Source organism: Allocatelliglobosispora scoriae (assembly GCF_014204945.1).
GTDB classification, from domain to species: domain Bacteria; phylum Actinomycetota; class Actinomycetes; order Mycobacteriales; family Micromonosporaceae; genus Allocatelliglobosispora; species Allocatelliglobosispora scoriae.
In genome coordinates this window covers 3,766,253-3,777,871 of sequence record NZ_JACHMN010000002.1, presented here as the reverse complement: position 1 = coordinate 3,777,871, position 11,619 = coordinate 3,766,253, and the positions used below count along the sequence as shown (strand labels likewise).

10 protein-coding genes are annotated in these 11,619 nt (G+C 69.4%); 8 read left to right on the top strand and 2 right to left on the bottom strand.

What is annotated here, in order from left to right:
• Positions 1-18 precede the first annotated feature (18 nt).
• Positions 19-804: a bestrophin-like domain gene (locus F4553_RS22825; protein ID WP_184839115.1), complete on the top strand. Its 786-nt coding sequence runs from the start codon at positions 19-21 to the stop codon at positions 802-804.
• Here F4553_RS22825 and F4553_RS22820 read toward each other — a convergent pair.
• A complete protein-coding gene (locus F4553_RS22820; RefSeq protein WP_184839113.1) occupies positions 725-1,312 on the bottom strand; it encodes a VanZ family protein in 588 nt (195 codons plus the stop codon). The genes F4553_RS22825 and F4553_RS22820 overlap by 80 nt on opposite strands.
• A 160-nt stretch (positions 1,313-1,472) precedes the next feature.
• Between F4553_RS22820 and F4553_RS22815 the strand changes: the two genes are divergently transcribed.
• Complete coding sequence (locus F4553_RS22815; RefSeq protein WP_184841074.1) at positions 1,473-2,885, top strand: GGDEF domain-containing protein; 1,413 nt, start codon at positions 1,473-1,475, stop codon at positions 2,883-2,885.
• A 97-nt stretch (positions 2,886-2,982) separates the two neighbouring features.
• On the opposite strand, the gene F4553_RS22810 is transcribed toward F4553_RS22815, so the two are convergent.
• Positions 2,983-3,762 (bottom strand): hypothetical protein, encoded by a 780-nt coding sequence (locus F4553_RS22810; RefSeq protein ID WP_184839111.1) that lies wholly within the window; start codon positions 3,760-3,762, stop codon positions 2,983-2,985.
• Between the two features lie 293 nt (positions 3,763-4,055).
• On the opposite strand from F4553_RS22810, the gene F4553_RS22805 reads away from it, so the two are divergent.
• The 6 genes from F4553_RS22805 to leuA all read left to right on the top strand — a co-directional run bounded on the left by F4553_RS22805 (position 4,056) and on the right by leuA (position 11,353).
• The gene (locus F4553_RS22805) at positions 4,056-5,321 is read left to right on the top strand and encodes an aspartate kinase (RefSeq protein WP_184839109.1); all 1,266 of its coding nucleotides are present in this window, start codon (positions 4,056-4,058) and stop codon (positions 5,319-5,321) included.
• Positions 5,322-5,329: 8 nt separating this feature from the next.
• Complete coding sequence (locus tag F4553_RS22800; protein ID WP_184839107.1) at positions 5,330-6,388, top strand: aspartate-semialdehyde dehydrogenase; 1,059 nt, start codon at positions 5,330-5,332, stop codon at positions 6,386-6,388.
• A 144-nt stretch (positions 6,389-6,532) separates the two neighbouring features.
• Entirely contained in the window at positions 6,533-7,051 is a 519-nt protein-coding gene (locus F4553_RS22795) for an RNA polymerase sigma factor (RefSeq protein WP_312875312.1), read from the top strand.
• Entirely contained in the window at positions 7,048-8,070 is a 1,023-nt protein-coding gene (locus F4553_RS22790; protein ID WP_184839103.1) for a hypothetical protein, read from the top strand. Before F4553_RS22795 ends, F4553_RS22790 begins: the two co-directional genes overlap by 4 nt.
• Before the next feature lie 69 nt (positions 8,071-8,139).
• The gene (locus F4553_RS22785) at positions 8,140-9,396 is read left to right on the top strand and encodes an MFS transporter (protein ID WP_184839101.1); all 1,257 of its coding nucleotides are present in this window, start codon (positions 8,140-8,142) and stop codon (positions 9,394-9,396) included.
• Between the two features lie 265 nt (positions 9,397-9,661).
• The gene (leuA, locus tag F4553_RS22780; protein WP_184839099.1) at positions 9,662-11,353 is read left to right on the top strand and encodes a 2-isopropylmalate synthase; all 1,692 of its coding nucleotides are present in this window, start codon (positions 9,662-9,664) and stop codon (positions 11,351-11,353) included.
• The last annotated feature ends 266 nt before the right edge of the window (positions 11,354-11,619 follow it).

The window sequence follows — 11,619 nt, the reverse complement described above, 5'->3', positions numbered from 1 at the left end:
GATGACGTTTCACCTGGCGTGGGTCTGATCACCGGGGGAATCCTGGTTTCGCTCGTCACCGCCGTCGTCGCGGGTGCGCTCGTGCTCGTGGTGCAGAAATACTCGCCCACCGAGCGCCATGACGGGTATGTGGACGCGATCGGCATGGTCTTCGCCGTCGTCGGCGTGCTCTACGCCATCGTGCTCGCCTTCGTCGTGCTCGACGTGTGGGAGCACATGACCAGCGCCCGCGCCGACACCTACGCCGAGGCGACCTCCCTGATCGAGGTCTACCAGTACGCCGAGGGCCAACCCGACGATGTCCGCGCGCAGATCCAGGGTGCGGTGCGCGACTACAACGCACGCGTCATCCGCGACGAGTGGCCGATGATGGCCCTCGCCCAGCCCGTGCCGCTGGACGACTGGGTGACCCTGGACCGGATCGGCTCGCTCGTCGAGGAGACCGCACCCGGCATGATCGCCACCGACGCGTCGGTCGACGAGTACAGGGATGTCTCCGCCAGCGTCGGCGCGATCAGCACGGCGCGGCAGGACCGGCTCGCCGCGGCATCCCGTGGACTGCCGGCGGTGATGTGGTTCCTGCTGATCGGCGGCGGGCTGCTGACGGTCGCCTTCGCCTACCTCTTCGACATCGCCGGCACGGTCCCGCAGATCATCTTCACCGTCGGCCTGACGATGATGGTGGTGCTCCTGCTCTACGCCGTCTACCAGCTCGAATTCCCGTTCAGCCGAGCGGAGCGGATCGGGCCGGATGCCTTCGATTACGCCCGGCTCCGCTTCGATCAGATCCGGCAGGGCGGCTAGCCCACCACCGCCGGGACAGGACCGCGGCGAGGACCATCCCGCCGCCGTTGAGCAGCACGTCGTCGACGGACGAGACGCGGCCGAGGCGCAACCCGAACTGGGTGAGCTCGACCAGCGCCGCACCGCCGAAGCCGAGCAGTGCGAGCCGCGGCCAGGAGCGCAGCGCCGGCCACCGGATCGGACCGAAGAAGCCGAGCGGCGCGAAGACCACCAGGTTGGCCGTGATCTGGATCGCCGCCGCGATCGGGTCGTCGCCGAGCTGAGCCGCGAGGTCGCGCAGCGGCACCAGCTCGACCCGGGTCGCGTCGACCGTCGGCCAGACCATCAGGACGAGCCACGGGAGCGTGCCCACGAAGAGCGCCGCCTCGGCCACGCTGTCGCGCAGCGGTGCCGGATGCGACCGGCTCCGCCGCCACCGGAACGCCGCGGTCGCCGCCAGCGCCGACAGGATCAGCACGGCGAGCCAGACCGCGGCGATCAGCTCCCACCGCGCGTAGATGCGCCCCATCGGCCGACCGTAGCCGCGCGCGGCGGGGCTGTCGCCCTCCTGCGCACAGGACCTTCACAGCGCTTGATACGTGAATCACTTATCACGTACGGGTGTCATCCAGGCAGTTTGCGCGGGTAGGGTTGGCAGCCCCGCCTCCTCACCGAAGTCAAGGGACGTGCTGAACCACTCGCACATCATTGCGGATGTGACCCGGCGACTGCGCTCGGCCGCGAGCGCGGTCGATGCCTGCGACGGCTGCGTCGAGGTCCTCGGCGAGCACACGAATGCCCTGATCGCCACCCTCCTGCACGTGCACGACCGCCTCCGCTGCGTCGCCGCCACCGGCTCCTGGCAGGTCTTCTCCGCCGTGCTGCTGGGCCGGGGGGTCGTCGGCCGCGTCTACGCCTCCGGCAAGACCGCCGTCGTCGTCGACCCGGACGACGAGGCCGACTTCATCCGCCTCGGCCCCGACATCGCCGCCGAGATCTGCGCCCCCATCACCGACCGGGCCGGCCAGCCGGTCGGCGCCCTCAACGTGGAGTGGACCGGCCCCGTCGACGTCGCCGAGTGGCAGCCGGTGATCGAGGAGATCGCCCGGCTGCTCGGTGCCCGCGTCGACGAGCTCGGCGGCCCGCCCGCCGAGTCGGTCGGCGAGAAGCTGCTGCGTTACTCGCTGTCGCTCTCCACCGCCACCACCGAGGCCGAGGTGCTGACGCGCTGCGTCGAGGCGGCCCGCGACATCTCCGGCCTCTCCTCGGCGGTGCTGCTCGGCTTCGCGCCGGACGGCGTCGTCGTGCGGGCCAGCTCCCCGCGCCCCCTGGACCGGCCGATCATCGACCGGCTGGCGAAGCTCGATCACGAGTCGCTGCTCGACCTCGCCGAACGGGTGGGCCGGCACGGAGCATCCTTCACCCTCGGCGACCCCGACGATTTCGACTCGCACGGGTACGAGGCCCTGACCACGGTCGGCGTACGCACGATGATCTCGACTCCGGTCGGCCCGGGGGCGGCGGGCGGCGTACTGCTCACCCTCGACGACACCACGTCCCGGCCGGATCCGGCCCGGGTCAGCCTGCTGGAGCTGCTCGCCGCGCAGGCCTGGACCTGCCTGGACCGGATCGCCACCCTGATCAAGCTGCACGAGCGGGCCAGCTCCGACCCGCTGACGGGGCTGCGGCACCAGGGGCCCTTCGGTGAGCGGCTCGCCGAGGCGACGCCCGGCAAGACGGCGCTGCTCGCGATCGACGTGGACCTCTTCAAGGTGATCAACGACACATACGGCCACGCCGCCGGCGACCGGGCGCTCGTCGACCTGGCGAAGGCTCTCGCCGCGACGCTGCGCCTCGGTGACGAGCTCTACCGCGTCGGCGGTGACGAGTTCGTCGCGGTGGTCGACGTACCCAGTGCGGGTGAAGCGCTGGCGGTGGCGGACCGGCTCATCGCGGCTGCTCGGCGTACCGGCCGGACCATCTCGATCGGCGTCGCGCTGCGCGGCGAGGCCGAGACGGCCGAGGACACCCTCCACCGCGCCGACACGGCTCTCTATCAGGTAAAGCGCCAGGGCCGAGACGGCATCAAGCTGGCCCGCTGACCACCTCGGTCACGTTGTGCAGCAAAGCGCGGCCACGCTTTGCTGCACAACGTGACGGGACCGCCCCACGATCGCCGCAACTCTTGAAGAGTTGGTGTTATGCGGACGGCTTCGGGGACGGCTTCAGCGAACCGGACGCCGATGGTGACGGCGACGGTGACGGCGAGGCGATCGGCAAGGGCTTGCCCGGGACCACCGCTGCCGGGAGCGTGACGGTCGGCGGTCCGGCGGCCGGCGGCGCCACCAGCGCGAGCGTGCCGAACGAGACCTTCGCCGCGGTCAGGGTGCCGTCGTCGGCATAGCAGTAGATCCCGGCATCCACCGGCGACGTGACCGAGACGGTCGAGCTGTCGACGGAGAAGCAGGTCCCGGTCGTGCCGAGGATCGAGTTCGCCTTGGAGACGACGAGCGGCATGTCCCGATCGGTGAAGGCGGTGAGCCAGTCCGTGAAGAGGTGCCACACGAGGGGATCGAAGGTCTTGCTCATCTTCGTCACCTCGACACACCCCGGTGTCGGGTATGCCGTCGAGGCGAGCGCGCAGTGATATGTCTTGCCGCCCGTACGCACCAGCGCGATGTCGACCGTCCCGCCGAGTGCGCCACCCTGCACGTCGACCCGCCAGGTGTCGTCCGCCGCCAGGGTCACCACCACCGTCCGTTGTGGACGGCCGTTGGCGCGGAAGGCGTACTGGGCGACTTGGCGGAGATCCTGCGCGGCGGCAGCGCGAGCCGCGAGCTGCAGCCGGGGCTCGGCCGCCTTGGTCGGTGCGGCCGGGGAGCTCGCCTCGGCGATCGGGTCCGCACCCCCGCAGGCACCGGTGGAAGCCGCGCCGGCGACGGCGAGGAGGAGTGCACAGACCCGCGAAGCTGATCGCATGCGCGACATTGTGGCGGTCGACACGTCAGGAAGCGACGTGCCACGCTGACCGACTGCCAAGGCGTGACCCGAGGCGCCCGCCGAGTGCTCGCGGGAAGAATTCTCCCTGGCGGCACGGTTCGCAGGAGAGGCCGAGCAGGCCGATGGGCATGCCTAGCAAGATCTTCACCCTTGGTCAGATGGTGGGAACGCACTGTGCTGAGCAGGTATTCCGGTCGGTAGACTGAGCCCACCACGCGGCGTCGGCGGCATGCGGCCGTCGGCGCATTCTTGTGCGAGAGGAGATCAACACAGTGGCTCTGGTGGTTCAGAAGTACGGTGGCTCCTCCGTCGCCAACGCCGAGCGCATCAAGCGAGTGGCCGAGCGCATCGTCGCGGCCCGCAAGTCGGGCGACGAGGTGGTCGTCGTCGTCTCCGCGATGGGCGACACCACCGACGAGCTCCTCGACCTGGCACACCAGGTGAGCCCGCTGCCGCCCGGCCGCGAGATGGACATGCTCCTGACGGCCGGCGAGCGGATCTCGATGTCGCTGGTCGCCATGGCGATCCACAACCTCGGCTACGAAGCCCGTTCCTACACGGGTTCGCAGGCGGGAGTGATCACCACCTCGGCGCACGGCAAGGCGCGGATCATCGATGTGACGCCCGGCCGGCTGCGCAGCGCCCTCGACGAGGGAGCGATCGCGATCGTCGCGGGCTTCCAGGGCGTGTCCCAGGACACCAAGGACATCACCACGCTGGGCCGGGGCGGCTCCGACACGACCGCCGTGGCGCTCGCCGCGGCGCTCAACGCCGACGTGTGTGAGATCTACACCGACGTGGACGGCATCTTCTCCGCCGACCCGCGGATCGTGCCGAACGCCCGGCACATCTCCCAGATCACCTATGAAGAGATGCTCGAGCTCGCTGCGTGCGGCGCCAAGGTGCTGCACCTGCGAAGCGTGGAGTACGCCCGCCGGGCCAACCTCCCGATTCACGTGCGCTCTTCGTATTCCGACAAGTCCGGCACGATGGTGACCGGATCGATGGAGGACCTCCCCGTGGAAATGGCACTGATCACCGGCGTCGCGCACGACCGCTCGGAAGCGAAGATCACGATCGTCGGCGTTCCGGACACACCGGGCTTCGCCGCGAAGATCTTCGAGACGGTCGCCGGCGCCGAGACGAATCTCGACATGATCGTGCAGAACGTCTCCACGGAGGGCACGGGCCGCACGGACATCTCGTTCACGCTGCCCAAGACCGACGGCCCGACCGCGATGGCGGCCCTCTCGCGGATCCAGGAGCTCGTCGGCTTCAAGGGCCTGCTCTTCGACGACCATGTGGGTAAGGTCTCGCTCGTGGGCGCGGGCATGCGCTCGCACCCGGGCGTCGCCGCCAAGTTCTTCGCCGCGCTGGGGGAGGCGGGGGTCAACATCGAGATGATCTCGACTTCGGAGATCCGCGTCTCGGTGGTGTGCCGCGACACCGACCTCGACAAGGCCGTCCTGGCCGTGCACGAGGCGTTCGAACTGGGAGCCGAGACCGCAGCGGTGGTCTACGGCGGGACCGGAAGGTAATGACTGAGATGTCCAAGCTGCCCACCCTCGCAGTGGTTGGAGCCACCGGTGCCGTCGGCACGGTGATGCTGGAGATCCTCTCCAGCCGCAAGAACGTCTGGGGCGAGATCCGGCTCATCGCCTCGGCCCGCTCCGCGGGCAAGCGCCTCTCCGTTCGCGGCGAGGAGGTCGAGGTGATCGCCCTCTCCGAGGAGGCGTTCGACGGCGTCGACGTCGCGATGTTCGACGTCCCCGACGAGATCTCGGCTCACTGGGCACCCATCGCGGTGGCCCGCGGCGCGATCGCGGTCGACAACTCCGGCGCCTTCCGGATGGATCCCGATGTGCCGCTCGTCGTTCCGGAGATCAACCCGGAGCAGACCCGCAACCGGCCCAAGGGCATCATCGCCAACGCCAACTGCACCACGCTCGCGATGATCGTCGCCGTCGCGCCGCTGCACCGGGAATATGGCCTGCGCGAGCTGGTCCTCGCCTCCTACCAGGCGGTCTCCGGTGCCGGGCAGATCGGCATCGACACGCTGCACGACCAGCTCGCCAAGGTGGCCGGCGACCGCATCCTCGGCTCGCGGACGGGCAATGTCCGCCAGGCGATCGGCGACGACCTCGGCCCCTTCCCCGCTCCCCTGGCGCTCAACGTGGTGCCGTGGGCGGGTTCGCTCAAGGACGGCGGCTGGTCGTCCGAGGAGCTGAAGATGCGCAACGAGTCCCGCAAGATCCTCGGCCTGCCCGACCTGAAGGTCAGCGCCACCTGCGTCCGGGTGCCGGTCGTCACCGGTCACTCCGTCGCCGTGCACGCGGTCTTCGGTTCTGAGGTCGACGCCGACGGTGCCCGCGAGGTCCTCGGCGGCGCGCCCGGCGTGATCATCGTGGACGACCCGGCCGAGGGCGAGTTCCCCATGCCGATCGACGCCGTCGGCACCGACCCCTCCTGGGTCGGCCGGATCCGCCGGGCGGTCGACGACCCGAGGGCGCTGGACTTCTTCGTCACCGGCGACAACCTCCGCAAGGGCGCCGCCCTCAACACGGCCCAGATCGCGGAGCTCCTCTCCGCCGAACTCTCCGCCTGACCGGTAAGCCCCGAAATTCCCGTTGATCAAGGGAACACTCGCCGCAAATCGGACCCCCGACATGGCGAGTCTTCCCTTGATCAACGGGAATTTTGCGTTGGCGGGGAACAGCAGCGGCCGGGAATGGCAAGTACGGGTATGACTGTGACCGCACAGCGCGTCGACCTCGCCGACCTTGGCGAAGTGTTCGACGCGTACTCCCGGCCGCTGCTTCGGTACGCCACCCAGCGGGTCGGGCCGAATCTCGCCGAGGATGTCGTCGCCGAGACGTTCCTCATCGCGCATGAGCGACGGCAGAGTTACGACCCCGCCAAGGGTGAGCCGCTGCCGTGGCTCTACGGGATCGCCACCAACGTGCTGCGCAAGCACCTGCGGGTGGAGAAGCGGGCCCTGCGGGCCATTGCCGGACAGGTCGAGGCCGAGAACCTCGATCAGCGGGCGGCGGACCGGATCGACGCCGAGCGCAGCATGCGCCGAGCGGCGTCGATCCTCGCGGGGCTCCCTCGACGGCAACGAGACGTGCTGCTCCTGTTCGCCGTCGCGGAGCTCGAGTACGCCGAGATAGCGGCCGCCCTCGGGATCCCGCTCGGCTCGGTCCAGTCAGCCCTGCACCGGGCCCGGACGAAGGTCCGCGCCGCCATTGTCTCCGGAGGTTCCCGATGAACGATCCCGATATCCACGCCGTCCGCGCGATCCCGCCGACGATGGCGGAGCCGACCGATGAGTCGGTCAGCCGTACCTGGCACAAGCTGACCCGGCTGACCGCCGCCGAGCGGAGCACGCGCCGCCCGCTGCCGTGGGCGGTCCCGGTGACCGCCGCGGTCGTCGTCGCCGCGCTCACGATCGGCGGGGTGACCCTGCTCCGGCCGAGCGGTGGCCAGGACGCCGGCACGACGGTGGTCCTGCCCTCGCCGGGCGCCACCAAGGAGATCGAGCCGAACACCGACCCGGCCTCGCCCGAGACGGTCACGGCGCTCAACGCTCTCGCCACGGCGGCGGGCGGCGGCACCGCGGTCACGATCAACGCGGGCCAGCTCGTCTTCGTCCGCACCGACGGCACCGCCAACAGCACCTCGGGGCAGGCCGAGACCGGCGGCGCCGTTGCGTCGCCGGCCGTGGTGACGACGGAGGCGGAGGTCCGCGAGATCTGGTTCGACCCGCAGGGTGCGATCCCCCTGAAGATCACCGATGGTGTGAACGACCTGAACGCCGGGCCGAAGTCCAACTTCGCGGCGGAGATCGCGCAGGCCCGCGACGATCTCGCCACGCAGGGTCCGAGCCTGATCCGGCCCACCCCGCAGTGGCTCGCCGCGCTGCCGACCGACCCGACCGCGCTGCTGGCACAGCTGCGCGCGGAGAGCCAGCAGGAGGGCGCCGCCTGGTCGGTCGACCACCGGCTCTGGGACACGATGGCGAATCTCTACTCCGGCAGCGAGATCGCGCTCACCCCGGCGGTCCGGGCGGCCCTGCTGCAGGCCCTCAGCGGCCTGCACGGCCTCACCACCAGCACCGTCACGGTCAACGGCCACTCGCTGGTCGCGATCCGCCACACCGAGAAGCTCAGCGGTGACGAGATCCTCTTCGACCCCGCGTCGGGCAAGGCGGTCGGCCGCCGCACGCTCTACAACAACCAGGTGGAGTACGAGTCGACCTGGGTGCAGTCGATCGTGAACGGACTGTAACGGAGTTGCGCGTCCCGTCATGCGGTTGATCGAATCAGCCGCATGACGGGGCCCCGCTGGATGTCGAACGTGATTCCCGATCGTGGCCTGCCACGGTCGCTCGCGCTGCAATCGCTGCTCTTCTCCCTCGGCAGCGGGATGTTCCTCACCGGCAGCGCCGTCTACTTCACCGAGGTCGTCGGCCTCACCGCGATCCAGATCGGCATCGGCTTCTCCATCGCGGGCGGCCTGTCGCTGCTGTTCTCCGTACCCATGGGAGCCCTCGTCGACCGCGTCGGCGCGCAGCGCTCCTGGATGCTCGGCGCGCTCGCCGAGGGCGCGGTCTTCGCCGTCTATCCCCTGGTCAAGGGGTTCACCGGCTTCCTCGTCGCGTTGTCGTTCATCGCGGTCGCCCAGGTCTTCGCGCAGGCGGGGCGGGGTGCCTACACGATTGCGGTGATCCCGCCCGAGATCCGCGTACGCACACAGGCCTTCATGCGCTCCGCGCTCAACGTGGGCTTCACCGTCGGCGCGGGGATGAGCGCGATCGTGCTCGCGTTCCACTCGCACAGCGTGCTCAACATCCTCGTCATCTCCAACGCGATCGGCCTCGTCGTCAACGGCCTGTTCGTCTCACGCCTGCCGAAGGCGCCGCCGATCGAGCGAGCGCCCCTCGTCGACGGCAGGAAACCGAGCCGGATCGCGGTCTTCCGGGACCGGCCGATCCTCGCCCTCACCGGGCTGCTCGGTGCGGCCATGCTCTACGGCACCGTCTTCGCCGAGGTGATCCCGCTCTGGATCATCAACCGGACGGAGGTGCCGAAACCGGTGATCGGTGCTCTCTTCACCATCAACACGATCATGGCGGTGCTGCTCCAGGTCCCGGCGAGCCGGGGCGCCGACAGCATGCCGGGCGCGATCCGGCTGATGCGCTGGGGCGCCCTCGCCACGATGGCCGCCTGCCCGCTGGTGCTGTTCACCTCCGGCGGCAGCGGCTGGCTCACGATCGGCGTCCTCGCGGTCTGCGTGGCGCTGGTGACGATGACCGAGCTGTGGGTCTCGTCGGCGATGTGGTACCTCTTCAGCGAGATCCCGCCGCCCGATCGACGGGGTGAATATCTGGGTGCGATGCGGATGGGCGGTGCCGCGCAGGCGATGGTCGGTCCGGCCGCGCTGACGTTCCTCGCCCTGCACACGGGGTGGGGCTGGTGGCTGATCGGCGGGGTCTTCGGGCTGGTGGCGCTCGTCGCCGGGCCGCTGATGTGGTGGGCGGCGAACAGCCCGCGTCCCGGCGTACCCGTCATCCCGGTCGTCGCGGCCGCGACTCCGACCCCGACGCTGCGCTGACTATCGGACCAACTCTTGAAGAGTTGGTCCCAAGACGCGGCGTCTCACGTGGTGGGAGGTCGGGCGAAAAGGGTGGGAACGGCGCGTAAGGTGACTCGCATCATGTGGCGTGCACTTCTCCTTGGCCGCCGCGACGAGGCCTGACCGACTGGCACCTCGTCGCGGGGTTCGAGCGCGCACGCGCTAGCCAGTCGATCTGAGAGTCCTTCCTCACATCACTTCGCTGCGCCTCGTCTGCGACCCATGACTTCAGGAGAATTGACCCATGTCGGTTACATCTGCCCAGGATCCGATCGCCACTCAGCGTCCCAGCACCATGCCCTACCAGCGCTACCAACCGTTCCATGATCAGATCCGGGTCGAGCTGCCCGACCGGACCTGGCCGACCAAGCGGGTCGAGCGCGCTCCCCGCTGGTGTGCGGTGGACCTGCGCGACGGCAACCAGGCCCTGATCGACCCGATGTCCCCCGAGCGCAAGCTGCGCATGTTCCAGCTGCTCGTCTCGATGGGCTACAAGGAGATCGAGGTCGGCTTCCCGGCCGCGAGCCAGACCGACTTCGACTTCGTGCGCCAGCTGATCGAGGGCGACCTGATCCCCGACGACGTCACGATCCAGGTCCTGGTGCAGTGCCGCGAGCACCTGATCGAGCGCACCTACCAGAGCCTGCGGGGCGCCAAGCGGGCGATCGTGCACTTCTACAACTCGACCTCGGTGCTGCAGCGGCGGGTCGTGTTCGGCCTGGACAAGGCCGGGATCACCGCGATCGCCGTCGACGGTGCCCGCCTCTGCCAGAAGTACGCGGAGATCCACACCCCCGACACCGAGATCTACTACGAGTATTCGCCCGAGTCCTACACCGGCACCGAGCTGGAGTACGCGTTGGAGGTCTGCTCGGCCGTCATCGAGGCGATCAACCCGACCGTCGACCGGCCGATCGTCATCAACCTGCCCGCCACCGTCGAGGCGGCGATGCCCAACGTCTACGCCGACTCGATCGAGTGGATGCACCGCCACCTGCCGCGTCGCGACAGTGTCGTGCTGAGCGTGCACCCGCACAACGACCGGGGCACCGCGGTCGCCGCGTCCGAGCTGGCCCTGCTGGCCGGTGCCGACCGCATCGAGGGCTGCCTGTTCGGCAACGGCGAGCGCACCGGCAACGTCGACCTGATCACGCTGGGGCTCAACCTGTTCAGCCAGGGCATCGACCCGGAGATCAATTTCCACGGGATCGACGAGATCAAGCGGACCGTCGAATACTGCAACCAGCTGCCGGTGCACGAGCGCCACCCCTACGCGGGCGACCTGGTCTACACGGCCTTCTCCGGCAGCCACCAGGACGCGATCAAGAAGGGCCTCGACGCCCAGCCCGCCGAGGGCTTCTGGGCCGTCCCCTACCTGCCGATCGACCCGAAGGATCTGGGCCGCACCTACGAGGCCGTGATCCGGGTCAACTCGCAGTCCGGCAAGGGCGGCGTCGCCTACATCATGAAGGCCGAGCACCAGCTCGACCTGCCGCGCCGGATGCAGATCGAGTTCTCCGCGGTGATCCAGCGGCACACCGACGACGCCGGTGGCGAGGTCGACGCGGCCCGCATGTGGCAGATCTTCAAGACGGAGTACCTGTCGGAGCAGCGCTTCTCGGTGAGCGGATACTCGATCTCCACTGTGGACGGCAAGGTCGAGATCACGGCCGACGCGATCATCGAGGGCGCCGAGTGTCAGCTCTCGGGTGTCGGCAACGGCCCGATCGACGCGTTCACGCATGCGCTGGCCGACCGGGGTGTCACGGTGCGGGTGCTGGACTACGCCGAGCACGCGCTCACTGCCGGTGGCGATGCCCAGGCGGCTGCGTATGTCGAGTGCGACGTCGACGGCGAAACCCGCTGGGGTGTCGGCATCGACGCCAGCATCATCACCGCGTCCCTGAAGGCAGTGGCGAGCGCGGTCAACCGCTAGAGCCACGTTTTGCAGCAAAGCGTGCCCATTTCGCTCGGCGAGGGCACGCTTTGCTGCAAACCGGCGTGGGTGCTCAGCGCATGACACCGAGTCGGCACGCAAGATCGTGCTGCTTCCCGGAAGTAGTCCCCTCGGAGCGCCTCGGTAGGGATTGCTTCCGGGAAACAGCACGATCAAGCACGTTGGTAGGGGCAGTTTCCCGAAATGTGCGCGATCACCGCCGAGCCCGCGCCGATCACCGCCGAGCCCGCACCGGGGCACGACCG